Origin of the sequence: Infirmifilum lucidum, assembly GCF_014876775.1 — an archaeon.
Taxonomy (GTDB): Archaea; Thermoproteota; Thermoprotei; order Thermofilales; family Thermofilaceae; genus Thermofilum; species Thermofilum lucidum.
This window is the reverse complement of sequence record NZ_CP062310.1, coordinates 287320-311399: the sequence shown is the minus strand read 5'-3', so window position 1 is coordinate 311399 and position 24080 is coordinate 287320. Positions and strand designations below refer to the sequence as shown.

At 53.0% G+C, this 24080-nt stretch carries 28 protein-coding genes and 1 pseudogene; 13 read left to right on the top strand and 16 right to left on the bottom strand.

Annotated features, from left to right (window positions below):
- The first annotated feature begins 12 nt into the window (after positions 1 to 12).
- Positions 13 to 759 (top strand): HAD family hydrolase, encoded by a 747-nt coding sequence (locus tag IG193_RS01730; protein ID WP_192819180.1) that lies wholly within the window; start codon positions 13 to 15, stop codon positions 757 to 759.
- On the opposite strand, the gene IG193_RS01725 is transcribed toward IG193_RS01730, so the two are convergent.
- Positions 740 to 1456 (bottom strand): SDR family NAD(P)-dependent oxidoreductase, encoded by a 717-nt coding sequence (locus tag IG193_RS01725; protein WP_192819179.1) that lies wholly within the window; start codon positions 1454 to 1456, stop codon positions 740 to 742. The genes IG193_RS01730 and IG193_RS01725 overlap by 20 nt on opposite strands.
- A gap of 70 nt (positions 1457 to 1526) precedes the next feature.
- Here IG193_RS01725 and IG193_RS01720 point away from each other — a divergent pair, with 70 nt between their 5' ends.
- The 3 genes from IG193_RS01720 to IG193_RS01710 are packed head-to-tail and all read left to right on the top strand — an operon-like array spanning position 1527 to position 3832.
- The gene (locus IG193_RS01720; RefSeq protein WP_192819178.1) at positions 1527 to 2396 is read left to right on the top strand and encodes a lysine exporter LysO family protein; all 870 of its coding nucleotides are present in this window, start codon (positions 1527 to 1529) and stop codon (positions 2394 to 2396) included.
- 44 nt (positions 2397 to 2440) lie between these two features.
- Positions 2441 to 2686, top strand: a complete 246-nt coding sequence (locus IG193_RS01715; RefSeq protein WP_192819177.1) for a ferredoxin — start codon at positions 2441 to 2443, stop codon at positions 2684 to 2686.
- A 45-nt stretch (positions 2687 to 2731) separates the two neighbouring features.
- On the top strand, positions 2732 to 3832 hold the full coding sequence (locus IG193_RS01710; RefSeq protein WP_404813141.1) for an MFS transporter: 1101 nt from the start codon (positions 2732 to 2734) through the stop codon (positions 3830 to 3832).
- Between the two features lie 126 nt (positions 3833 to 3958).
- On the opposite strand, the gene IG193_RS09125 is transcribed toward IG193_RS01710, so the two are convergent.
- Positions 3959 to 4105, bottom strand: coding sequence for a hypothetical protein (locus IG193_RS09125; protein WP_218042160.1), 147 nt, complete (start codon positions 4103 to 4105; stop codon positions 3959 to 3961).
- A 29-nt stretch (positions 4106 to 4134) separates the two neighbouring features.
- Between IG193_RS09125 and IG193_RS01705 the strand changes: the two genes are divergently transcribed.
- The 3 genes from IG193_RS01705 to IG193_RS01695 are packed head-to-tail and all read left to right on the top strand — an operon-like array spanning position 4135 to position 5669.
- Positions 4135 to 4920: a hypothetical protein gene (locus IG193_RS01705; RefSeq protein ID WP_192819175.1), complete on the top strand. Its 786-nt coding sequence runs from the start codon at positions 4135 to 4137 to the stop codon at positions 4918 to 4920.
- Positions 4917 to 5342 carry a hypothetical protein gene (locus tag IG193_RS01700; protein ID WP_192819174.1) on the top strand — a complete coding sequence of 142 codons (426 nt, stop codon included), beginning with the start codon at positions 4917 to 4919 and terminating at the stop codon, positions 5340 to 5342. The genes IG193_RS01705 and IG193_RS01700 overlap by 4 nt, the downstream gene beginning before the upstream one ends.
- Positions 5343 to 5387: 45 nt before the next feature.
- Positions 5388 to 5669, top strand: coding sequence for a hypothetical protein (locus IG193_RS01695; RefSeq protein WP_192819173.1), 282 nt, complete (start codon positions 5388 to 5390; stop codon positions 5667 to 5669).
- 30 nt (positions 5670 to 5699) lie between these two features.
- Here IG193_RS01695 and IG193_RS01690 read toward each other — a convergent pair whose 3' ends face one another.
- Complete coding sequence (locus IG193_RS01690) at positions 5700 to 6251, bottom strand: flavin reductase family protein (RefSeq protein WP_192819172.1); 552 nt, start codon at positions 6249 to 6251, stop codon at positions 5700 to 5702.
- A 61-nt stretch (positions 6252 to 6312) separates the two neighbouring features.
- On the opposite strand from IG193_RS01690, the gene IG193_RS01685 reads away from it, so the two are divergent.
- Both IG193_RS01685 and IG193_RS01680 read left to right on the top strand, forming a co-directional pair.
- Positions 6313 to 7206: a carbon-nitrogen hydrolase family protein gene (locus IG193_RS01685; protein ID WP_192819171.1), complete on the top strand. Its 894-nt coding sequence runs from the start codon at positions 6313 to 6315 to the stop codon at positions 7204 to 7206.
- A 302-nt stretch (positions 7207 to 7508) separates the two neighbouring features.
- Positions 7509 to 8180, top strand: coding sequence for a coiled-coil domain-containing protein (locus IG193_RS01680; protein WP_192819170.1), 672 nt, complete (start codon positions 7509 to 7511; stop codon positions 8178 to 8180).
- 42 nt (positions 8181 to 8222) lie between these two features.
- On the opposite strand, the gene IG193_RS01675 is transcribed toward IG193_RS01680, so the two are convergent.
- The 10 genes from IG193_RS01675 to IG193_RS01630 form a co-directional block, all read right to left on the bottom strand.
- A complete protein-coding gene (locus tag IG193_RS01675) occupies positions 8223 to 8870 on the bottom strand; it encodes an HAD family hydrolase (protein ID WP_192819169.1) in 648 nt (215 codons plus the stop codon).
- 46 nt (positions 8871 to 8916) lie between these two features.
- A complete protein-coding gene (locus tag IG193_RS01670; protein WP_192819168.1) occupies positions 8917 to 10008 on the bottom strand; it encodes an ABC transporter ATP-binding protein in 1092 nt (363 codons plus the stop codon).
- 55 nt (positions 10009 to 10063) lie between these two features.
- Positions 10064 to 12214 carry a transaldolase family protein gene (locus IG193_RS01665; protein ID WP_192819167.1) on the bottom strand — a complete coding sequence of 717 codons (2151 nt, stop codon included), beginning with the start codon at positions 12212 to 12214 and terminating at the stop codon, positions 10064 to 10066.
- Between the two features lie 56 nt (positions 12215 to 12270).
- On the bottom strand, positions 12271 to 13935 hold the full coding sequence (locus tag IG193_RS01660; RefSeq protein ID WP_192819166.1) for a CTP synthase: 1665 nt from the start codon (positions 13933 to 13935) through the stop codon (positions 12271 to 12273).
- 216 nt (positions 13936 to 14151) lie between these two features.
- Positions 14152 to 14349 carry a hypothetical protein gene (locus tag IG193_RS01655; protein ID WP_192819165.1) on the bottom strand — a complete coding sequence of 66 codons (198 nt, stop codon included), beginning with the start codon at positions 14347 to 14349 and terminating at the stop codon, positions 14152 to 14154.
- 35 nt (positions 14350 to 14384) lie between these two features.
- A complete protein-coding gene (gene pyrD, locus IG193_RS01650) occupies positions 14385 to 15299 on the bottom strand; it encodes a dihydroorotate dehydrogenase PyrD (protein ID WP_192819164.1) in 915 nt (304 codons plus the stop codon).
- A complete protein-coding gene (locus IG193_RS01645) occupies positions 15280 to 16548 on the bottom strand; it encodes a dihydroorotase (RefSeq protein ID WP_192819163.1) in 1269 nt (422 codons plus the stop codon). The genes pyrD and IG193_RS01645 overlap by 20 nt, the downstream gene beginning before the upstream one ends.
- A gap of 269 nt (positions 16549 to 16817) precedes the next feature.
- A complete protein-coding gene (locus IG193_RS01640; RefSeq protein WP_192819162.1) occupies positions 16818 to 17093 on the bottom strand; it encodes a hypothetical protein in 276 nt (91 codons plus the stop codon).
- A gap of 26 nt (positions 17094 to 17119) precedes the next feature.
- Positions 17120 to 17524 (bottom strand): pepsin/retropepsin-like aspartic protease family protein, encoded by a 405-nt coding sequence (locus IG193_RS01635; RefSeq protein WP_192819161.1) that lies wholly within the window; start codon positions 17522 to 17524, stop codon positions 17120 to 17122.
- Positions 17503 to 17895 (bottom strand): hypothetical protein, encoded by a 393-nt coding sequence (locus IG193_RS01630; protein WP_192819160.1) that lies wholly within the window; start codon positions 17893 to 17895, stop codon positions 17503 to 17505. Before IG193_RS01630 ends, IG193_RS01635 begins: the two co-directional genes overlap by 22 nt.
- 331 nt (positions 17896 to 18226) lie before the next feature.
- Here IG193_RS01630 and IG193_RS09270 point away from each other — a divergent pair.
- Positions 18227 to 18340 (top strand): annotated as a pseudogene (locus tag IG193_RS09270) (HEPN domain-containing protein); the annotation flags it as partial.
- A 199-nt stretch (positions 18341 to 18539) separates the two neighbouring features.
- A complete protein-coding gene (locus IG193_RS01620) occupies positions 18540 to 18860 on the top strand; it encodes a nucleotidyltransferase domain-containing protein (RefSeq protein WP_218042159.1) in 321 nt (106 codons plus the stop codon).
- Positions 18861 to 18940: 80 nt separating this feature from the next.
- On the opposite strand, the gene IG193_RS01615 is transcribed toward IG193_RS01620, so the two are convergent.
- Entirely contained in the window at positions 18941 to 19705 is a 765-nt protein-coding gene (locus IG193_RS01615) for an HpcH/HpaI aldolase family protein (protein WP_192819159.1), read from the bottom strand.
- A 101-nt stretch (positions 19706 to 19806) separates the two neighbouring features.
- Between IG193_RS01615 and IG193_RS01610 the strand changes: the two genes are divergently transcribed.
- Positions 19807 to 20829: a D-isomer specific 2-hydroxyacid dehydrogenase family protein gene (locus IG193_RS01610; RefSeq protein ID WP_192819158.1), complete on the top strand. Its 1023-nt coding sequence runs from the start codon at positions 19807 to 19809 to the stop codon at positions 20827 to 20829.
- Here IG193_RS01610 and IG193_RS01605 read toward each other — a convergent pair.
- Together IG193_RS01605 and IG193_RS01600 are read right to left on the bottom strand one after the other, a co-directional pair.
- On the bottom strand, positions 20826 to 22355 hold the full coding sequence (locus tag IG193_RS01605) for a gluconokinase (protein ID WP_192819157.1): 1530 nt from the start codon (positions 22353 to 22355) through the stop codon (positions 20826 to 20828). The genes IG193_RS01610 and IG193_RS01605 overlap by 4 nt on opposite strands.
- Positions 22343 to 23059: a helix-turn-helix domain-containing protein gene (locus IG193_RS01600; protein ID WP_192819156.1), complete on the bottom strand. Its 717-nt coding sequence runs from the start codon at positions 23057 to 23059 to the stop codon at positions 22343 to 22345. The genes IG193_RS01605 and IG193_RS01600 overlap by 13 nt, the downstream gene beginning before the upstream one ends.
- A gap of 90 nt (positions 23060 to 23149) precedes the next feature.
- Here IG193_RS01600 and IG193_RS01595 point away from each other — a divergent pair, with 90 nt between their 5' ends.
- A complete protein-coding gene (locus IG193_RS01595; RefSeq protein ID WP_192819155.1) occupies positions 23150 to 24037 on the top strand; it encodes a dihydrodipicolinate synthase family protein in 888 nt (295 codons plus the stop codon).
- Positions 24038 to 24080 lie beyond the last annotated feature (43 nt).

The following is a 24080-nucleotide window of genomic DNA, read 5'->3' as shown; positions in this document are numbered from 1 at the left end:
GGGTCGAGTAGCATGCAGGATTTAAAAGCACTCGTCGAGCGGGTCAAGGTGTTCTCCTTCGACATCGACGGCACAATTATAGACAGCTACAGCTACATGCGTGACGTCATCGAGATCCTGCTACTCTACCTCGGAGTGCCGGCGAACATGCTCCAGCCCGTGTCTAACGACGCTGTCGACGAGTGGTACAGGCTTGAGAGGAGCGGGACAATGGACTACTCGAAGATGCTCATCATCCTCCTAGAAGCCGCAGGCAAGAGAGGACTAAAGCTGAGCCCGGACGCGGGAGAGTTCGACGAGCTCCTCGTCGAGGCGCGCGTGAAGGCTTCTCCCACTCTACCCTGTGCAGTGAGAGTCCTGCGGGAGCTGAAGAACAAGGGGAAAGTTGTTGTCTCCGTGTCGGGCGGTGACGGTGTTCCTGGCATGAAGAGGAAGAGAATAGATCAAGGCGAGCTCTCGAAGTTCTTCGACGAGATAATCGTTGTCCCGGAGGACGCCCCGTCCAGGGTTGAAGCCCTGGCACGCGTAGCAGAGAAGTACAAAGCTAGTTACAGCGAAGTCGTCCACGTAGATGACCGGGTCGAGCACGCTAACAACGTGGCGGAAGCCGGCTTCCAGTCTATTCTCGTTAAAACGGGCATGTTCAACCCTGAACGCCCCGTGAACGACGGCGTGATTGTCCTAGAGAACCTCTGCCAGTTATACGAGGCTCTCGCTGGCGAGAGGCCCGCCGTGGAAGTCAAACGCGGTAGACGTTGATAGGCGAGAAGAACCCGAGGACGCCGAGCACTCTCGGTATAAATACTTCTTTGCAACCATGCTCAATGCAATCGACTACTCTCTCGGCAACTTTTTCAGGCTTTAAGGCGTGGCGTGGAGTTCGAACACCTGCCCTAGTGAAGAACTCACTCGCAGTAGGGCCGGGATACACTCTGACTACGCGTACCCCCGCCTGCTCGAGCTCCTTCTCAAGGGCAAGGGAGAGGACATGCAGTGCGGCCTTCGACGAGCTGTACGTAGCCAACCTCGGGCTAAGCGCGAAGGCCGCCGGTGTGATTATGTTCACGACGGTGGCGCCTGGGCGAAGCACTTCCCTTAAGGCTATGACGAGCTGGATCGGCCTCACAGCGTTCACGAGGAACACCTCCTCTACTTCACGGAGGGTGTGCTCGACTACCGGTTTGAAAACAGCGAAACCAGCATTGTTGACGAGAACATCTAGCTGCGGGAAATTCTCCACGACGAGCTTTGCTATGAGTGAAGGGGAATCCTCCTCTGCTAGGTCTTTCACAATGTATGTGAAACTGCTACCGAGCTCTGCTTGGAGCGCTTTCAGCTTCTCCTCTCTCCGTGCTACTCCTATAACCCTGTACCCCCTTTTCACAAGCTCCCTCGAGATATGCTCTCCAATACCACTCGACGCTCCAGTTACGAGGGCAGTCCTGTGCAAGCTCACTTTGAAAACCTTACAATTCACCGCTATGAAAGTTTTTTAAGTATTTCTCTCTGGAAGTATGGGCGCCTAGGTGGAACTGGGCTTGACTGGGATCCTAGTAGCTTTCGCCGCGTCCATAGCTCTCAGTAAAGTCCTTAAAATCAGAGTACCTGAGCCGGTCTTCAAGGCAGCCGTCGTATTACTGGTCTTCACAATATCACTCTGGGCCTCAACGAACGGGGTCGCCCCCCTCATATACAGCATGGCGGTTTCAGTCGCGATGCTGGCCCTACTCGTTGCCGTCCTCATACCTCTAGGCTTGCTAGTCGACAACGACTCGGGTGTAGATCGTGGCGGAAAAGTCGAGGTAAGAGCAGACCCACTTCTACTGTCAGCTATTGCTACTGGCTGGCTGGCAGGCTTTCTGCTCGACGGCACATATTCTGCGATCATCAGTAGCATTGTTACACTCGAAGTGTACGCTGTAATCATCGTAACTGGCCTTACAGTCGCCGAGACAGTGAGTACAGATACTATAAGGAGGAGTGGTGCCCTAGCATTCAAGACAGTCTTCTTGAGCATAGTGTCAGCGGTGATCGTAGGCTTGCTCGCCTCCTGGGCTCTAAACTTACCTCTCGGAGTAGCCCTAGCCATAATGCTAGGCCTGGGGTGGTACAGCTTCACGGGGCCCTTCGTAGCGCAAGCGTACGGTCCAGTCTGGGGTTTTACAGCCTTCCTGACTAACGTACTGAGAGAACAGATAGCCTTCGTGCTAGTACCCTTACTCAAACGCCCTAAAGTGTCTATGGTCAGCATCGGGGGGGCCACTACGATGGACAACACCCTGCCGGTCTACGTGTACACGTACGGGGAGGAGGCGTCTGTCGTGAGCCTGATTCACGGCTTTCTCTTGACACTGCTAGTACCGCTCCTGGAGAGCATCGTAACTAGCGCCCTCTAGAAAAAGATATAAGAAGGGGATACACGAGTAACCATCAGGTTCAGATGGCAAAGTACAAGGTTGTAATTGACCGAGAAGCGTGCATTTCCTGCAACTCTGCCCCCTCGCTGTGCCCCGAGGTGTTCTACCTAGACCCCACCGACTACAAGAACAGGGTTCAAAGAAGCTACGAAGTCTCCTTCGACGGCAAAACATCCACGGGGATAATACCCGAAGAGCTCTACGAGTGTGCCAAGACTGGCGCCGACTCGTGCCCGGTGGGAGCCATCAAGATCGAGAGAGGGGACTAGCAAGGGGCTCTCCACCCTGCTAGATAGAGTTGCCAGGGAACGACCTTGGAAACCGCCTACATTCTCTCCTTCACGGCCTCTTTTCTTCAAGCCGTATTCATGCCTGTACTAGTTCTCTACGCGTACAACACGTCTCTAAGCGAGTTTCAAATAAGCGTCATCACAGGCTTCGCCTCGCTAGTCTACATCGTTGGAGCTCTCTTTTCCTCTAACATTCACCTACGCACAGGCAACCCTAGAGCCGTAATAGCGGCGTCATTCGCCGTAATGGCTATGGGCTTTGCAGCCCTACCATTCTCCTACGACTTTGCAGGCATTCTCGAATCCACAAGCCTCGTGCTCCTGGGCTTCGGAGTCTTCTGGCCAGCCGTAGAGGCCTACTTGTCCCGTAAAGAGTCTAGCGTCTCGAAGTTCTCTTTTTCCTGGAGCTCGGGCTCCCTAATTGGGGCCTTACTGACCTCTACGCTCCTCAGGCTCAACCCCCAAATCCTCTTTGCCGCGTACTCGCTTCTCTCAGTACTCCAAGCCCTGCAGGGGCTCAAGATGAGTAGTGCGAGCAGTAGGAGGGCAGGCACGGATCTTGGCAGTCCAGGGAGCGTTAAAGACCTTCTCCTGTACTGGACACCCTGGGCTTACTGCATAGCATACTCGGCCTCCGCGAGCGGAGTACTCACCTTCTACCCTCTGTTCGTAGCGGACAAGAACATCTCCAGGGACTACATTTCCCTCGTAAACTTCACCATGCTGCTGTCGAGGACTCTCACGTTCTTCCTCTTCGAAAGGCTCCCAGCGCACTTGAAGAACACGCTTCTCGCCTCGCTGGGGTTTGCAGCGGGCCTTGCTCTGACGTCGACGACCAGTGTCCCAGTAGTAGTGCTTATCGCCGGAGTCATTGGCTACGGCCAGGGCGTCGTATACGCGAGAGCCTTACAGCTGGTGTTCAACAAGAGTGGGAGCACGGAAAAAATGACTTCACTTTTCGAATCCTTTATAGGGCTCGGCTACGCCGTCGCGCCCCCTCTGAGCAGTCTTGCTAATATGGCTGTAGGCTTCGAACCTATAGCGTTCGCGAGCACTCTTGCCCTAATCTTCTCGCTCTTCCCAAGCCTCAACTCAAATTTGGAGGAAAAAGTAGCTGGACAGTAAATAAACTGTCAGGTTACCTGAAGCTACTTACAAGCCCCAGGCCTAAACCTCAGTATCGGCATTTCCACAGGGTTTTCCTCTTAGAGGAGGGGGCGGGCCTTGTTCACATCAAAAGACCTACCACCATCACGGGAACATTGAGAAGCTCACGCTCGCTGTCCCAGCGAGCAGAACCGAGGAAGCACTGGAGTCCATAGTGCACAACTTCAGGTCTAGCGGGTTCAAGGTCAGAGGAGTATCAGTCAAGGAGCCTACCCTCGAGGACGTGTTCATAGTGCTAACAACCAAGCGGGGTGGTTGAAGTGGACTTGAGGGTCTTCCTCTCCCAGCTAAAGGCTGGGGCTTACCTGTGGGCCTCCTTCTACCGGCACGCGCCAGCCCTCATAGCTGTCCTCCTACTGCGACCGTACCTAGTACTCCTAGCCCTGGTTGCCATAGAGCCGCGCGCTTCGCCTGCAAGCATAGTGCGCGATGTCCTGCTCAGCGTCTTAATAGTCTCCTCAGTGGACATAATATGGGATCTAGCTGGAAATGCTTTTTCACTTCGCTTCCTGGGGATTTTGCCGTACTTGGCAGTCTCGCCCTCAACACCTTCCCTCGCGCTGATCCTGAGCTACATTCCCAGGTACATTATTGAGTCGCTTCTCAAGGCACTCGAGTTTGCACCGTTGCTGGCGATATTCCTTGGCCTAGCACAAGCGCTTCTGTACACTTCAGCGCTCTTCGCCCTCTCTGCACTCGCAGTAATACCCCTTCTCGGCCTCAGCTCGCTGGTAGCGTACTCTGTGCTAGCCTCAAAGGAGGAGACAGTGTGGCTTGACCGGCTCGCCCCCCTAATCCTGCTTGTCTCCGGTGCTATATACCCCGTGTCCCTCTTGCCACCATGGCTGCGAGCACTTTCAAGAGCACTCCCCACAACCTACCTCTTCGAGATGGCTCACGCCGTAACAGAGGGTAGTTTTACTAGCGGGTCTTTCCTAGCCCTCTCCGCAATGTTCCTCACAACGAGCATGCTCTTCAACATTATATTCCAGTTCTTGGTATCAAGGGGAGAGGCTGAACTCATAAGGAGAGGGGTTCACGTATGAGGAGGCTTAAGGCCCTCTTTTGGCTTCACGCGCTAAGGACTAGGCGCTACTTTCTGAGCACAGCGTCTGGAGCCCTAACCGACGCTCTGTGGATGTCCATTTTCCTCTTTGGTGCGTATTCTTCGAGGGGCCTGGAATACGCTAGAGAGGTGTACTGGGCCCTTGTAGCGTGGGCCATAATCGCTAACGCTGGGTGGATGATTGGGGGGTGGATTGATTACCTGTCAGAGCTGGGGCTCCTTGAACCCCTCGAGTTCGCAGGGGCGTCTCCTGTAATTGTATCGTCGGCTAGGGGCTTTGTTCTAGTCTTCCCCGTAACTCTCTCAGCGCTGGCTGTTCTAGCCTTCTCCTACGGCTTGGGCATCGATGTGCTAGGCGTTTCTTCCCCGGCTATGATCCTCGCCTCGCTCGCAATACTCTGAGCCCAAAGCGTAGCGTATGGAGCAGTCCTGGCGGCAACAGTTCTCGTGACGAGTATACCGGCGGCCCTTCTGGACATCGCAGCTCTAACGTACCTAGGACTGCTGCTGATCCCACTCTCGCAGGAGCACGTGCGAATTCTAGCACTCCTACCCTTGCTGGGACCGGGCTATGTTATTAGGTCTAGTGTCTCAAGATACGCCAACTGGGATCTACTCGCATACTCTGCTCTGCCAACAGCGCTGTTAGTGCTCATAGCACTGGCATACTCGGAGAGAACCATGCGCGCCGTGAAGAGGAGGGGCTTCAGGGCTGTAGTCTTCCAGTGACTATGGATTTTGAAGCGCCCGTAGCCCTACTCAGATTTCACTCTCGCTTGTAGAGTACTTGTCGCCTCCAAGGTGGAGTAGCGGTTTAGCCCTGTCGAGAATATACGTCGTGCCGTCCCAGACGTCCTCCAACACCCGGGCTACTCTAACTCTACCCACGACGAGCACGTGGTCGCCCGCGGGGTACTGTGCCCAGACACTGCACTCGATACAGGAAAGAGCGCCTTCAACGCAGGGCACTGAGAGCTCCTTGGCGTCGAAGAGCCCTATTCCAGCACTCCTGGCCTTATCTACCTCCCGTCCAGACACGGAGCCCGTGAAGTCGACAACGCTCTTCATGCCCACTGGGACGGGGTTGACGGTGAATTCTCCTCTGGCCTGCAGTAACTCGTAGGTGTAGCGTCTCGGAGAAACTGCAACAGTTAGGAGAGGCGGGTCGACGCTCGTGGGCATAGCCCAGCTTGCCGGCATGACGTTTACCCTGCCGTCGCCGGACTTCGTGACGATTAAAGTGACGAGCTTCGGGTGTAGTAGCCTTGTATACCTATTAATCGGAACATCGACATATCTAGCGCTAAACACGTTTTTTCTCCACGCCCCGTAGATATAAATGTTTAAAGTCTTCAATTCGGGAACACTTCACGTGAAGCTCGTAGCAGTCCAGTACGAGTTTAAACCCGAGAGTTATACGGATGTAAAGGCGTTCTATGAGTCACTAGAGGAGCCACTCCTGGAGGCAGAGTCAAGGCTCGGGAGCATCGAGGACAGTATCGTGGTATACCCGGAGCACGTGGGCACATTCCTGGTCTTCTTGGACGAGAAACTCCACGAGGAAACTCTCGAGAGGGAGCTAGCAAGGATAGCTCTAAGAAGCCTTCCCACGTTCCTGCTCAAGACCCTACAGACCCTCAGCCCAAGATACGCACTCGTGTCCATTAAGTGGAAGAACATGAGGAAAGCCTACTTCGACTCTTTCAGCAAGCTTGCATCCAGCCATAGAGCCGTTATAGTAGCGGGCTCTATCCTGGAGCCCTCGGCCCCGCGCTCCATCCATAATGTTTCGTACGTCTTCAACAGCGACGGGAGAGCCAAGTGCAGACAGGTGAAAGTTTACCTCGACATCCCCGAGGCGAAGCTGGGTGTTTCGCCCGGGCGGCTCGACGAGATAGACGTCTGCGAGACCCCGCTGGCGAGACTGGGGGTAGCAATATGCCTGGACGCCTTTAAGGAGGACGTCGTCTCAAGGCTGGCCTCTAGAGGGGCCACAGTACTAGTGCAGCCGTCCGCCAACCCAGAGCCCTGGAGCGAGAGGCTCGAGAAAGAGTGGAGGAACAGCTCCTGGCTCATGGTTCAGAAGTTTGACCCCCTAGTCTACGGCATAAACCCCATGGCTGTGGGCAGAGTGCTCGGCCTGGAGTTTGAAGGCATAAGCAGTATTGTCGCAAAGGCAAGTATAACACCTGATGGATCAGGCTACCTCGCGAGGGCAAAAAGCCCCAAGAGTAAAGGCGTACTGGCGGTCTCCACGCAGGAATAAGTTTTTTACTTCCCTCCTGGGAACATTTTTCACAGCATGCCTAGGCCAGGCTCACTCTTAGAGGCTATCGATGACAGAATATCTCTTGTCGACTCACTGTCAAAACCTTTAGCTGCCGACCGAGCTTATACACATACTTCTGGGTCATACCTTCACACCGGGACTATAGTTCGCCTATTCCTTAAGCCTCAAAAAGCCATAAACTTTAGGCTGACTATTACGGGAGGCCGCCCCGCCCAGGACGATTGTTGCCGGGTTTAAGCTTTAAAAGCCCAGTGCGCGGTTGTAGGCTTAGGTGTTGCATGGACACCAGTGTTCTCTCGCCCGAGGAGAAGCAGAGGATACTCAGAACCCTCGAGGTAGACACCGAGTTCAGGTACGCCGTCGCCGGCCTAATCGGCGTCTCCGAAACCCTGAAGAGGCTGGACAGAATAGAAGACGAGATAAGAGCCCTAAGGGAGGACTTCAGAGCCCTGCAGAGGAATTTCGGCACCTTACGCGAGGACTTTATTGCCCTGCGAAAGGACTTCATTACCCTACGTGAGGACTTTAACAAAATGCTGGGTAGAATCGGGAAAGTCGAGAAGAGGCTTGGCGACGTGGAAAGAACCTTGGAGAGGCTTGCCGTCACGATAGAGGACGAGGCCCAGGACGCTGTCGCTTCCCTCCTCTCCAAGCGCAGCATCACAGTTGCTGTCTCCAGCCTTAGAGTTGACGAGAAGTACGAGTTCGACATCTACGCCTCCACGGGCGATCTGACCGTAGTAGGCGAAGCAAAGGTGAGGGCCTCGCCGAGGACTGTAGACAGGCTCCTCAGGCGGGTGGAGGAGGCCAGGAAGATTAAACCGGAGTTCTTCAAGGGGAAAGTCGTGCCAGCTCTCTACTGCCTCAGGTTTGCTGGAGACGTAGTAGAAGCCCAGAGGAGAGGAGTGTGGCTCATAGTCTCCGGGAAGGAGCTCACGAGCGTCTTCTAGAAACAGGCATGCGTGAACCAGTCGCGGCGAGAGCCTTGGGGGCTAGGCTCCTCTTAAAACCTCCTCTAGCAGGTCTCTGAGAGAGTCCCCGCTCTTCCTGTCTACAAAGAGAGCCTTCACGCCTGCCTCTACGGCGTTCTTAAAATCGTTCTCCTCGTCGTCGCCTACATGCAGGACTTGGTCGGGCCTCACCCCCAGCTTCTCGGCAACCCTCCTGTAAAAGGCGGCTGGCTTGCCTGGTAGGCCGAAGTCGGAGGAGGACGAAAACACACGGCTAAACGCCCTAGAGTACAGCTCGACTTTCGATAGGACTAGGCCCACAAACTCCCGCGCAGCACTAGTGCTTATGATCAGGGTGTACCTCCCCTGCAAATCCTCCACGACTTCAATAGCGTCCTTGTAGGGCCTTATCCTCTCCGAGGCCTCCCTAAGGGCGCTCTCGAGGTGCTCCTCTATCCCAAACCTCCTGAACCAGTAGCCCGGCATGTACCACCTCACGTCCCCCGGGCCTATTTCGTCGTAGCTCGCGTACACTATCCTCTTGGCCTCCTCGAGCGCCAGTCCGTGCTTCTCGGCGTAGAGCCTGGGAACGAGCTCGAGCCAGAAGTAGTCTACGTACTCGCGCGTGACAAGCGTACCGTCGAGATCGAAGCTTACAACGGAGACAGGCTTAGCTACCCCTAGCGTCACACTTCTTGGGAGAAAGAGTTAAATTAAAAACTTTATTCCCTAAGGTCTAGACAATAGCCTTGCCAGTTCTCTTGTCGAAGATGTGTGCATACTCTAGCTTGAAGCGTATCCAGAGCTTCTCGCCTGGAGTCGCTTCGAAGTGCCCGGGGTATTTCGCCTTCACTAGCGTGTCACCGTGCTTGAAGTCTATAATCGTCTCCGCGCCGAGTGGCTCCGTAACGAAGACCTCAACCTGGTAGCCACCGGGGAGCTCTTGCTTGCTAATATCTATGTGCTCCGGCCTTATCCCGAATATTACCTCGGAGGGCGCCCCGCTCTCCAGCAGGATTTTCCCGACATGCTCCGGCAGCTCTACCGTGAATACCCCCGTGTCGAGCATCACGGATCCGTCTCTCTGCCTCACGGACGCGTCGATGAAGTTCATTGCAGGGGCACCTATGAAACCTGCAACGAAGGTATTGGCGGGCCTGTAGTAGAGCTCGGCTGGATCTGCGAGCTGCATTATCTTGCCCTCGTTCATCACCGCGATCCTGTCGGCCATCGTCATGGCCTCTGCCTGGTCGTGGGTGACGTAGATCGTAGTTATCCCCAGCTCCCTCTGGAGCCTCTTGAGCTCGGCCCTCATGTATACCCTTAGCTTGGCGTCCAGGTTGCTGAGTGGCTCGTCCATCAGGAAGACCTGGGGCTGCCTGACTAGGGCTCTCCCGAGGGCAACGCGCTGCTGCTGCCCGCCGCTCAGCTGGCGTGGATACCTGTCGAGCAAGTCCTCTATCCTCAGTAGCCTGGCGACCTCCCTCACGCGCTTGTCTATCTCCTCCCTCGGCAGCTTGCGTACCCTGAGCGGGAAGGCGATGTTGTCGTACACTTTCATGTGCGGGTAGAGCGCGTAGTTCTGGAAAACCATCGCCACGTCCCTGTCCTTCGGCGGTAGGTCGTTTACGAGCCTGCCTCCTATGTATATCTCTCCCTCGTCAGGCGTCTCAAGACCGGCTATAAGCCGCAGCGTGGTAGTCTTGCCGCACCCGCTCGGCCCCAGTAAGACTAGAAACTCCCCGTCCCTAGCTTCGAAGGACACCCTGTCTACCGCAACTACCTTCCCGAACCTCTTAACCAGCTCTTTAACAGCTACTCTTGCCATGCCCTATCCCCCTACTACAAAGACTTTTCTCCGCAAGCCTATATATATGTTAACCCTAACTATCGACATGATTAACAAGGCTCTTAGCGGCTTTTAAACACCTGTCTCTAAATTTATTATAGGCCTCCGTGAAACCCCTCATAGTCTTCACGCGCGGCCCAAAGGTAGCCCACTCCTCTACTCGCAACCCACTCTCGCCGTAGCCATCCACGGCCAGGCTAGCCTCAAGCATCAACTTCTTCAGCTCCGGCGTGAGGTCATAGGCCTTCCTGAACTCACCCCACTTTAGGAGCAAGTCGAGCTCCTGGGGCCCCCAGTTGACGGAGACAGCCTCCCGGTAGTCCTCTAGTCTCGCCCCCCGGGCCAAGTACTCGAGGTGAACGTTCAACTGGTGGTTGGGGAACTCCGTGTTTGTCATGTTCCTGCCCGCGAGCGTGTAGTACGTGTCGGCTGGCTTACGCTTAGAAGCGGGTAACACGTCTATACCGTCGAGAACTTCCTCTGCCTGCTCTGGGGTTAGGCCGTACTTCCTGATTATGTAGCTTATCCATAACCTTCTGTTCCTCTCGCTAAAGAATATCTTCCAAACCCTCTGCGCGACGAAAGTACCGCTCAGCGAAATAGCCTTCTCCCACGCCTCGAGGCACGACCTTACCTCTTCTCTAGTCGCGCCGCAAACCCCAGCATTTAGGAGGAAGTCTATTAGGGCGTCGTTCACTAGAGACTTCATGTAGGCCTGGCTCGAGACGAGCTCAACTTTCTCGTCGAGAGTCTTTGCCTCGAGCTCGTAGCCCCAGCCTGTCGGGCCTCTCCAAACCCCGCCGGGCGTAGCCTCTGGCACTCCAAGCCTACGAGCAAGCTCTGAGAGCGCGCGCTCGGGGTTCTCGTAGAACTTCAAGGCCGTCCTTATGAGTTCCGATGCTTTCACCTCGCGGAGGTGTGCCTCTAACCTCCCGCCCATGTTCGTCTCGTAGACCTTCGTTAACTTAACCCCCCTCTTCACAGCAGAAGCCCTCCCCTCAATCTTCGCCAGAATGAGACTCACCTCCTGGGACACCGAGAACGTGACAGTGTTGTTCGTCCCGATGCCCATGCTCTCCAGAATCCTCGTTATCTCCAGGGAGGCCTCACTGCTACCCGCGACTTTGAACACTATATTGGGCCTACCCCTCTCCATGTAGCTAGGCCAGCCCCAGAGGAGGTACGCGTCGTACTTCCTGAAGTAATCCTCTGCGAGCATGTAGATCTTCAACGCGTCTCTAACGCTACCCTCGACGCTGTCCGCCACGTTCGGGTTAAGCTGGTAGCTAACCATGCCGTCCTTGAAGTCTAGCAGAAAGGCTACGGGCCTAAACACCTCCATGTTAGGCAGCAGGGCTAGGAGCGTCGCGACCATTGCAAGCTCATCTCCCTTACTCTCGATGTCCTCGAGAAGCTCCCTGTGCGACTTGACATACTCCCTGAACCTGTCCCACAGCTCCGGGTCGTCCTTGTAGGCCTCAGCCGCGAGCACGGGGTTTGTCGACACCTGCACGAAGCCGAGCCTCCTGAGCCACCTCAGGCCTAAAGCGTAGTCATTCCCGAATCTGCAGAGCCCCTGCACGGTCATGCGGTAATAAGCGTTCGACTCTATAAGCTTCCTCATGGCGAGCAGGAAGCTGGACAGGGGGTGTCTCTCGTCTAGGCGTTTAGATGCCTCCTCGGACATCCAGGCCAGCAAGCTCTTAGCTCTAGGGTTGCTGGACATGACCTTCTTCATGTCGCGCAAGTAGTATTCAACAACGGCTCTCGAATGAACGGGTACACCATGCCTAGCAGCTTCCTCCTCTTCGAGGCTCTGGAGCTCTGCCAGAGTAAAGCCGAACGCTCTCTCCCTCTCGCTGTCCGGTATCCTGGCCCAGTGCGACTCGAGCCCGACAGTGTTTAGTGCCACCTCGCTAAGTAGCGCGTAGAGCCTCAGGGCCTTGAGGGGATCCCCAGCCGTGAACGCGTCCAGCATGAGGAGGTGGACTCTCCTGTTGAGCTGCCCAACTAGGCTCGAGTAGAGTCCGGAGGTGAGGGGGTTCAGTAAGTTGTCCGCGCCGAGGTCGGGATATCCTCTCAACGCTGCGAGTACCGCCAGGGAAGGGTGATCCGAGACAGGTGGTTGCTCTGGGAGGGCTTCGCGCCGGAAAATGCCCTTAATGTAGCTTTCCTCGACTCTCACAGACTCCTACTAGCAATAAAACTATATTTATGAAATAAGGGGAAAATTTATAAAACTCAGAGACTCTTCTTCTTGTTCTCTAAAACCGCTTTAAGGAAAGCCCTGTAAATGGGCGAGGGCCTCCCAGGCCTACTCTTAAACTCCGGGTGGAACTGGACGCCTACGACCCAGCTGTTGCTCGCTATCTCGATGGAGTTCACCATTCGGCCTGAGGGATCCGTCGAGGAGACTATCAACCCCTTCTCCTCCGCTAGCTTCACGTAGTCGGGGTTTATGTGGTACCTGTGCCTGAATCTCTCGTACACCAGTTCGCTACCGTAGGCTTCGTAGAGCCTTGTACCTCTCCTTATTTTCACGGGGTGTGCTCCGAGCCGCATTGTTCCACCCTTGAAGACAGCCACCTTCTGCTCTGGTAGCAAGTCCACTACAGGGTGGGGGGTTTCGGGGTCTATCTCGGTGGAGTGGGCGTCGCGTAGCCCGACTACGTAGCGCATAAACGCCACGAATAGGAGCTGTGCTCCGAAGCATATCCCCAGGAATGGCTTGTTATTCTCCATGGCGTAGCGGGCGGAGTGTATCATGCCTTCAACACCCCTAGCGCCGAAGCCCGGCGTCAGCAAAATGCCGTCGGCCTGGCTGAGGAGTTCTTCGACCCTGCTGGGCTCGCGCTCAAAGTCCTCGGCTTCAATGTACACACGCTTTACCCTCACGCCGAGCGAGGCCCCTGCGTGGCTGAGAGCCTCGTTTATGCTTATGTAGCTGTCCTGGATCATCGTGTACTTCCCGGGCATTGCTATGACGACTTCATCCCGGGCGCTTAGGAAAGAGGACACAATGCTCTCCCACTCCCTCACCCCCTCGGTGCGGGGCTCTGGGGTGATGCCTAGGAGCTTGCTCAAATACCTCCCGAGGCCCTGCCTCTCGAGTACTAGCGGTAGCTCGTATACTGTCTCCAAATCGGGATCTGAGAACACTGCCTCGGGCGGGACGTTGCAGTAGAGGCTTATCTTCTTCTTGACGTCCTCGGGCAGTGGCCTGTCCGACCTCCCAATAATCACGTCCGGTTGCAGGCCCATGCTCTGTAGTTCCTTGACGCTGTGCTGAGTCGGCTTTGTCTTCAGCTGCCCGAGAGTAGAGAGGTAGGGAACTAGAGTAACGTGGACAAGGGCTGTTGTGCCCGGGGGTTGCTCGAGCCTAAACTGCCTCACTGCCTCCAGGAAGGGCATGGCCTCTATATCCCCCACTGTTCCGCCGATCTCCACGATCAGGACGTCCGGCTTACTGCGCTCAGCCACCCTCCTTATCCTGTCCTTGATCTCGTCCGTGATATGGGGTATCACCTGGATCGTCCTCCCGAGGTATGATCCAACCCTCTCCTTGAGGATCACCGAGAGGTATACCTGGCCGGAGGTAATGTTGTTCGAGGGGTGCATGTTCATGTCGAGGAAGCGCTCGTACGTCCCGAAGTCCTGGTCGATCTCCGCGATAGTAAACCTGTAACCAGGCGCAGGCTCAAATTCCCACACCTCCTCGCACACGAAAACCTCCCCGTGCTCGATGGGGTTCAGCGTGCCGGGGTCGACGTTGAGGTAGGGATCCGCCTTTATCATGTCGACCTTGAGGCCCCGCATCTGGAAGATCTTGCCGATCGAGGCGGCCACCACACCCTTACCGAGCCCGCTAACCACACCGCCGGTGACGAAGACGTACCTAGTCTGCATAATGTCTAGAGCACGACCGGGTATTAACCCTTTACCTCCGGCTAGCCCCTTGCAGGCCTACTCTTGAGAACCTTCAAGTATTTCCCCGCTCTCTCACCCCTATGCGCCTCCTGTATTGTCCCGTGCGACTTGATGATGGGGTCGTTGAACAAGACCCAGTAGAGGGGCCGCTTCTAGCCTCTCCCGCGAACAGCTCCATCGCCCTCGGGTTGGCCTCTACATCTCCAGGTTCGAAGCGTTATATCGAGCCACTCTCACCCACTTCTCAAACTCACACTGTCTATCTTGTCTCTGAAAAGCCTCGTAGAGGTACCACGACGTAGCCCCCACAACCCCCTCGATTACTTGGACGGGCTCGAGGACAAGCCCGTCGAACTCGTTGAGTGGTCGGGCGAGCCTAGCCTCCCTCATCATCAGCCATGCTGTAGTAGCTGTGCTATAGCTAGATTTTAGTCTTTGTGCGCGAGCCCCACGATCTCTCTTGCAGAGGCAAAACCCTCCTCCTCCAAGTACCTTGCCAGCCCCTGAGTTATCTCGCTGAAGAGGGAAAGGTTCCTTCTCGCGATGCTGGAACCGACCCCGACGGCTGTTGCACCGGCGAGCATCATCTCGACAGCTGCCTGCCACGAGTCGACGCCTCCCACCCCGATGATGGGGACGTCGCTATACTCCCTGTATAGGTCGTACACGACTTTGACCGCGATAGGCCTTATGCCTGGGCCCGAGTAGCCTCCAAACCTGTTGCTGAGCACGGGCCTCCGGGCGTATACGTCTATAGCCATGCCCCTGACCGTGTTTATAGCCGTCAGCCCCGAGGCCCCCGCCCCGAGAGCCTTCCCGGCGACTTTGATGTAGTTGTGGTGGGGGGAGAGCTTGACGAAGACCGAAACCCCCGTAGAGCCCCTCACCTCCTCCACTATCCTGGCTACTAGGTCGGGGTTATCCCCGATCTCGGCGCCCATGCCCTTGACGTGGGGGCACGAGACATTCAGCTCTACTGCCTGCGCACCGCACTCCACACCTCTAACAGCAACCCTCACAAACTCTTCTAAACTCCCCCCTCCGGCGCTCAATATAACGGGTATCGAGAGCGACGCCCTCATAGCCCTGATCTCCTGGCAGAACGCCTCGATCCCGGGGTTCGCGAGCCCGATGGCGTTCAGAAACCCGTGCTCCAGCTCCACAAACGTCGGGTTATCGTAACCCCTCCTGGCCTCGAGGGTTATCGTCTTCGTGGTGAACCCCCCAGCCCCAGCCTCTTCAACTCTTTTAGCCATGCTAGCACTCGTCCCGAGGATCCCGGATGCCAGGACAGTCGGGTTGCGTAGTCTCAGCCCTGCGAGCTCAACCTCTAGGGACGGCAAGTCTGCCACCCTTATCGGCCATGAAGTAGCCAGCGGTATATACTTCTAGCCCACGCACGTACACGGCGTGCGTCTTCGTGTGGAGCACGTGTCCCTCGAAGGGCGTGTACTTTGCCTTCGACTCGAACTCCTCACCCCTAATACTCCACTCCTCCCTAGCGACTACAACAATATCCCCGTCAAAGCCGGGCGCTATCACCCCCTTCCTGAAGCCCAGGAGCTCTGCGGGCTTCCGGGAGTAGAGCTCTATGGCAGACAAGCTAAGCCTACCAGAGAACACCTCCTCGAGTAAAACGTGGAGGGCTATTTCCAGCCCCGGGAACCCCGGCGCAGGCTTCTCGCCGAGCTTCTCCTCGAGCTTGTGTGGCGCGTGGTCGGTGACTAGGGCGTCTGCGAGCCTATTCTTCAAACTCGCGTACACGGCTCTCCTGTCCCCCTCACTTCTCAGAGGTGGGTTGACAACAGCGATCCGCGCGAGGGCGGAGGAGTACAGGGAGTCATTGAGCAGGGCGTGGTGGGGCGTGACGTCGAACGTCACCCTAGGCTGTAGGAATGTCTTCGCACGCAGTACCTCGAGCAGGGCGGCCTCCGTGCTCAAGTGGGTCACGTGGAGCCAAGCACCGGTGGCCTCCGCGAGGTCAAGTGCTCTCAGGACTCCAGACCTCTCCGCGATGGGGGGCCTAGCCTCGCTGTGCCGCGGCGCATCCCTGAAGAAGTGCGGGTCTTCTGCGTGGACGACGACGGGCCTGCCCAGCGTGCTCGCATACCGGAAAACGTTTAACACTTCCTGGGAGAAAAGCTCCTCAGGGTACAACTTAAAGCCTACAAATAGGTTCCTACAACCCTCTAGCTCTTCGGGCCTAGGGTTGAAACCGGCGTAGAAGGCAAAGTCTACTAGAGACTTCTCCGAAGCCCTCAAGAGCTTCTCCCGGAGCCTCTCGCAATTGTTCGCAGGCGGTGCATTGTTGGGCATGTCGACGACTAGAGTAACGCCGCCTTTAACAGCAGACCTAGAGCCCGTGCCCCAGTCCTCCTTGTACTCTAGGCCGGGCTCTCTCATGTGGACATGTATATCGACCATGCCAGGCAGTATGAGGAACTTCCCGCCGAACTCTATCCTGGCGTCACTACTCGGCGCCAAGGAGGGCTTAGTGACACTAACGATAGTGCCGCCGTCGACACCTATCGCCACTTCCTCGAAAGAACCCCCAAGGTAAGCCCTACCTATAATCACTAGGTCTACAGCCACCCCCAACCCTCCTATACTGGAGGCTACTACGCAGATAAAAAGCCATCCAAAGAGCTTTCCGGGATAACAGTTATCGCCTGTAGCGACGTACTGGTCAACCCTGTACCCTGTTAAAGAATTTATACGGCTCCCAACTAACTACATTCGATGGGACTTGTTAAAGTGAGAGGCTTTGCCTCGAACTTCAGCGGGAACCTCGGGGTGGACGTGGAGTCTATCGTCGACTCCGGCGCCACCTATCTATAATCCCTGGGGATTTAGCCGAGAAATTAGGCCTCAAATACACTGATACCAGGAGGTTTAAGACCGCTAGTGGAGAAATCATCGAGTACCCCGTAGCTGAGGCGAGGATAGAAATCGAAGGCCGTAGGGCTACAAGCCTCGTAGTCGTAGGCCCGGAAAACGTCCCCCACTCCTAGGGGTAACAACACTAGAGCTACTAGGCCTAGAGGTAAACCCGGTATCTGGTAGGTTAAAACCTGCAGAACTCTGGCTACTCTGACCTCGATTACCAGTCCTACTCGGGAGTGATGAGGAACCAGCACCCGCTCATAAAATTATCCACGGGCAACTATAATTCCACCTCAACAACCCCGCTCTTCCCGTCTAAAACCAGCCTAAACCTGTTTAGTAGAGCCCTTCCAACTAGGTTCTTCTTGGCAAGCAGCGCTGTGTAGATCTTGCAGGCAGTTCTTAGGCCATTTAGCTCAACAATACCATTCGAGACTCTAAGGTCTATGAAATACCCTCCAGCCACTGAACCCCGGACTACTTCTGGTTCCTCATAAAGAGCCAGGCCCAGTTTAATGTATAGGTCAGGGGAAATTAGTAGAGACCCAGAAAACCCGGTATCGACATTCGCGTCTATCTCAGCGAGATACCTCTCAGACGGTGTGTAGACTTTTAGTCTAATGCAAGGTACGGGAGGCCTCTCTCTGTCTGAATACCACCCCCTTACAGTTCTACCAGACTCCATCCCAGCTCTACCTTCTCTGGGGCTTCTTCCACTATCTTCTTCACTATCCCATGTCTCGCATTTGCTCTTTCTACGGCTTCCGCGGCTTCCTTTATCGAGTCGTAGACTCCTAGCAAGCTACCGTGGGCGATAGCTACGTATTTACCTTTATACTTCTCCAGTTCCGATCTAAGACTCTCATAGGCTTTCCTATTCCTGTCAGCTTCTTCATCAATAGTTGAAAATGCCTCCAACACCTCCGGCCTTATCGAAAGCCAGAGCTTCAGCGCCTCGTTAACAATGTCACCTACCTTCACTCCTCTAAGCGCTGCAATGGCCTTTATTTTCCTATAGGTCTTTTCGTCTACCCCCCTGATCGTTACCGTGCTCATCGCATTACCTTAGAATGAAAACAATGAAAACTAAGATAAAAAGATTTCTTGTATACAAGTTTTCAAAATTCTCTAACTATGTGTAACACAGGAAGTAAGCGAACTAATTCTCACTCTACAAGCGACGAGAGGGATTTAGACTAAAAGCCTTGTCTCTCAGAGCGCCTTAGGAAGAAAGTGATGGAGGGGCTGCTCGGCAGAAATATTAGAACGGGAGCTAAGACTATCCTTCTCTGAATCACTTTTAAATATGCGTGCGGCGCCAAAAAGGTGGACATGAAGAAAGAAGAGCTGGAAAAAATTGCTTGAAATGTAGAGGAAGTTTAAAGATGCAGCGGATTTTCACTTTTCTCGTGGTGACTATGATCTAGCAGTATTTAACATTGAGCAGTCCCTACAGCTTTTCCTAAGGGCTAAGCTACTCGAGAGGGGTCGATTTTCCTAAGATTCATTACATTGAGGAAAATTTTCCTGCTGCTTGGTAGAGTTCTGGGGAGAGAAGAAGAATTCGAGAGTTTCGCGGAGAAAAAGCACTGGAGTTTGCGGGTTTAGAGGTGCGTACATTACTTCTAGATATTTCGCTAGAGACTTCACTAAAGAAGAGGTAGAGAAGTTAAAAAGGCTCTCAGAGGAGGTTGAGGAGTTTGTTAGAAGATATTCTAGTTGAAGAAGCAAAAAGGAGAGAAGAAGTATTTAGGAACCTTCGAAGCTACCTGAATAGACTCAAAGACGCTATGAAAAGGCTAGATAGTAATGGGAAGTTATTCCTGTTTGGTTCAACATCAAGAGGAGAAAATACTTTAGCTAGCGATATTGACATCCTAATTTTAACCTCTCTTGATCCTAGTTTCGTAATAGCGAATCTGAGGAAAGCTGGATTTGACGACCCGTTCGAGTTCCATGTAGTGGATAATAGTAGGTTTGAACTCTATAAGCGCTTCATAAAAGATCTAAAGGAAATCTAGTTTACAGCGCTTCTCACAGGCTTGAATGCGGTCAGTGAAGTATTTTTGAGACGTTCTTAGGAATCAGCACAAGAATAACTCTAGGCTATGCTCATGGATAGTCTCCTAGCAGTTTCCAGTCTCTCACGAGCCCCCGCGATTAAAAAGCGGTAGTCACTGCCGAGCGCGATGAGCTTAAACTTATTCCTGAGGGCAAACTCGAGAGACTCGTAATCTGAGCAGTACATACCACCCGGTACTCCCGTTTTTTCCGAGATTTCCGCTAGCCTCTCAATAGCTCTCCTCACGACATCATCTTTCCAGGATCTCTTGCCATACGAGAAGGAAAGGTCGTTGGGCCCTATGAAAAACGCCCCCACGCCCTCCACGGATAAAATCTCTTCAGCGTTTTCAACTGCTTCCCGGGTCTCGATCTGGACTATCACGAGAATGTTCTGGGCCTCCTTAAAATACTCGTTTCTCCTAAGCCCCCAATAAGCCGCTCTTCTAGGCCCCACACCCCTTATACCCTCAGGAGGATATCTAACGGACTTTACAGCTTGAAGGGCATCCTCTCTGCTGTTGATGAGGGGGAAGAGGATACCTGCTACTCCCAGGTCGAGTACTCGTTTAACGTAGACGGGGTTGTTAAATGGTACTCTTACGAGCGGTGTAGTGTCCCCCCTGACACCCATTAACATGTACTCGAGTTGTTGGTAGTCTATGGGTGCGTGCTCTAAGTCGAAGAGAAGCCAATCAAAGCCTACAAGGGAAAGCATCTCCGGGATCTCGGGGTTAGCTATTGTAACCCATGCACCATAGCTCGTCTGTTTCCTCCTAATGAGCTCTGGTAGTTTACCGAACATAGGCGTCCAACTCTTAACACAGGCCAAAATTATTATCAATTGCCTAACCTGTTTGGATGGGTTGATATATCACCCCTTCAGTAAGCGTAGCGTGGAGGAAAATGTACAGAGTAGCTATAGTCAATTCACGTTCTTTCGGTGTTAGCGCCCCCGACCTACTCGAGGAGCTCAAAAAATACGCTCAAGTAGACTTCATAGATGTAGATAAGAAGTTAAGGGGTAGAGAACTAGCAGAGAGGCTCAAAGGGTACCACTTCATCGTCGCAAGCGTTACCCCCACTTATGACAGAGAGTTCTTCAAAAACAACAAGGACGTCCTGCTTATAGCTAGACACGGCATAGGTGTAGACAACGTAGACTTGGATGCAGCGACGGAAGAAGGCGTAATAGTAACTCGTGTCCCCGGGTACAAAGAGCGCGATGCTGTTGCCGAGCTGGCAGTCGCCCTGTGCCTAGCTGTCGTCCGTAAGGTCTGCTACTCGCACAGTCTAGTAAAGCAGGGGAGGTGGTCTGAACGCGGGAAGGTGGTTGGTTTCAACATACGCGGGAAGACAATAGGCGTTATAGGCATCGGAAATATCGGTAGTCGTGTTGCCGAAATCTTTGCAAAGGGGTTCAGTGCACGGGTTCTAGCTTTCGACCCATACGTCAAGCCGGGAGATGCTGAAAAAATAGGAGCACAGCTTGTCGACTTCGAAACTCTCCTCAGGGAATCAGACATCATAACATTGCACGCGCCTCTCACACCTCAAACGTACCACATAATCGGGGACAGAGAATTCTCGCTGATGAAGCAAGGCGTTGTGATTATTAACACTGCTAGAGGAGAACTCATCGACACGCAAGCCCTGATAAGAGCACTGGAGAGCGGGAAAGTAGCGGGTGTTGGCCTGGATGTAGTTGAAGACGAGCCCATAGACGCTACACACCCGCTCCTTAAATACGAGAACGTAGTAATAACCCCTCACATTGGCGCCAACACAAGAGAGGGTCTAAGAGGGATGGATGAAGCCAACGTCGACGCTATAATGAAGGTGATACGAGGCGAGGCACCAATAGAGTACGTGGTTAACCCCGAGGTTCTCAAGAGAGGCACGAGAGCCAGCTTAAAACCTAGCACCTAGATAGTGCTGTAGCTTTGACTAGCATGGTAGAGGTAGACCGGTTTTATTCTCTCAAGTAGTAATTTGAATAAGTTGTAAGCGCCTCTATAGGTGTTTATATTCTTCTCGTTAGGCACAAATGTTTTGGCAATAACAGCCTTACTTTGTGCAAAGGTCTTAACATCTCTTATCTGCCCGAGTGCTTTCATCCCTAGTATAGTTGCCCCCCATAGTGCTGCATCCTTAGCTTGGATACGATGGATAGGCACTTCTAGCACATCTGCTATTATTTGAAGCCATAAGTCTGAACCGGCTCCTCCACCAGTTATTCTGACTTCTCTCACGTGTAGTGAATTCTCTGCTAGAGCTTCTTTAACCAACTTGAGGTTGTAGGCGACCCCTTCAAGGAGGCTCCTAACAACATGCGCTCTAGTGTGGTACTCCCTAAGACCAAATAAGACTCCTGAGGCCTCATTTCCGAACTCTGGGATACGCTCGCCAAGAATGTATGGTATGAAGACTAAACCTCCTGCTCCGGCCGGCGCTTCTGAGGCCTCAAGGGTTATAAGGTCGTATACGTTAATGCCAGTTTCTTCTGAGACTATCCTCTCGAGCTGGGCAAAGTTGTCTCGAAACCACTTGAGTAGAATGCCTGCATTATTGAGAGCTCCCCCGGGTAGCCATATACCTTCGCAGGCATAGTACGTTTGGAACCTCATCTTCCCCACTTTATCCACGATAGGCGTATGAGTTGCGACGCGTAGCATCGTGCTAGTTGAAAGGTGAGAGGAACCAGCACCATTAGATAGGGCTCCTTCACCAACAGCTACAGATCCTCCATCGAAGATCCCTGGAATTACAGGGACAGAATGTTCTAAGCCAATAAGCCTGGCAACCTCAGGTTTTAGTTCTCCAACAACTCTATCCCCTTCGACAAGTTCTGGGAGTTTAGACTCGTCCAATCCTAGTTCTTCCAGTAGCTCACTGTCCCACTCCATAGCAGCCATGTTTAGGAGTTGCGAGCCAGAGGCTGAACTCTTCTCGAAAACTACTTTACCAGTGAGCCTATAGATGAGATATCCTCTCACGTCCACGAAGTAGGCAGTTCTACGATATATCTCAGGTTTTCGCCTATAAAGCCAGTATATTTTTGCAAGCTGGTATATGTAGAGGGGTGGACAACCAGTCTTTTCGTAGACAAGCGGAGGCTGTACCTTCGAATACATCTCACCGAGTATCTCGACAGGTCTTCTATCAAGCCACGTAAGTATTCCTGTCAAAGGTTCACCTTGAGGATCAATCCCCACCAGCCCGAAGAGGTAGCCTGAGAAAACTAAAGCATCGATTTTAACTTTTGAACTAGAAACCGCCTCCCTCGCTAGTTCTAGGAAAACTCTTAGTAGAAACTCGGGGTCGTGTTCTGCAGCGTGGTGTTCAGCCCTCAAGACAGGTATTTCAACTGTTTTGTAGAAGAGGAAATTTGATTTTTCATCAATAACTGATACTTTAAGCGTAGTAGTGCCAACATCTGTTGCTAGGAAATACATAAATAGGATCCCTGCTGGATAGAGCCTAGTAGGAGTTCGATCAGTTTTCGCTCCCCTTTCCTCAAGTGTTCACTCAGAGTAGTCTTGGAGATGCTAAGTAACCGTGCCAACTCGCTAAGTGAAGTCCTACGCGGCCAGTCGTAGTACCCGCGTTTAAGCGCCTCAGCGAGAATTAACCTCTGGTATGATGTCATGATATTATCAACAGCTATTCTCAACCCTGTTAAGCATGTCTCCTTTATAACCATCTCGTGTGGAAGTTTCTCAAGAAGTAATACCTGACCGTATTTCGAGAGATTCGAAAGTAGAAGCTTTTTATCTTCAGGCGAGAGTATGTAAAACTCCCTGTTACCTGACTTAATTACATACGGGAAGAACGTAAACCTGCTGGAACCGAGAGTGTACTCATAAAACTCGCAAAGATTCTTTGTTACCGCTAGCGTTAACGAGTGCCTCCTCTTACTTAAAATCCGGTAGTCTATAACTTCTGGGTATTTCTGGAGCATCTCGATGATTAACTGGTGCGTCTTCTCTTTTCTAGGTGGAAGAGAAACATGAACTAGTGTTGTGGCTTTATCGCTATTCATTATTATTCCTTCAATGTAGACATTTGCACCAGCAATCCTGCTTAAATTACTTAATACGCTTTTATATGGCTTCATAACAACCTTGTAGGCGAGTAGGCGAGTTGAGGCCTCTCTCATAGCTTCCTCTATAATCTCACATGCATCTCCTCTATAAAACCTATTCTGTTTGGTATAATAAATAATTAGGAGAAAACTTAAATCTATTCTATGATGGGGACAAAACTCTTCGGCATAATCCCCCCTTTACTGACGCCCTTTGACTCTCAGGGTAAAATAGACTTTGAAGCCCTCGGACAACTGTTGGACTTCACGAAACCCTATGTTCACGGGTACTATGTATGTGGGACGTACGGCCAAGGCCCGCTGATGAGCGTAGAAGAGAGGAAGAAAGTTGTTGAGAAGGTAATTGAACGCATGACATCCTCAAAGTACGTGGTAGTGCATGTTGGCTCAACATCAACGGAAGTGGCTGTAGAACTTGCTAAACACTCTGAGCAGGTGGGAGCTAGAGCTGTTGCGAGTGTCCCCCCCTTCTACTATAGGCACACAGAAGAAGCTGTCGTAGAATTCTTCAGAGAGCTCGTAAACTCGACAGATCTGCCAGTCTATGTCTACAATAATCCTCCTCGAGTAGGGTACCCGGTAACCCCCGAACTGGCAGCTAAGCTTAAAGAGGTAGGGGTCGCCGGAGTGAAAGACAGCAGTTTCGACGTCCTCACGTATATAAATTATAAGCTTTTTGCAGGCGAAGAGTTCGACGTTATCGTTGGAACAGAAGCCCTAATGCTGCCTACCTGGGTTTTGGGTGCTAGGTCTTTCATACCCGGGATGTCAAACTACCTTCCAGAAATCGTGTATGAGCTCTTCAAAACCCTGGAGGAGGGTGATTTTGAGAAAGCAAGGGTACTTCAATTTCGAATAAACAAGCTACGCGAGGAACTACACAGGCTCGGCAGTCCAATATCTATTGCCTACACAGTGTTGAGAGTAAGGGGTATTAAACACTGCTATCCCAAAAAACCACTTTTACCGGCTCGAGGAGGTCAAGAGGAAAGTATAAAAAGATTACTCGAGGAATACCTGCGAAATTTTTAGCCTAACAAGTTTGGCTTAAAAGAGATTAGTAAGACTCTTATTT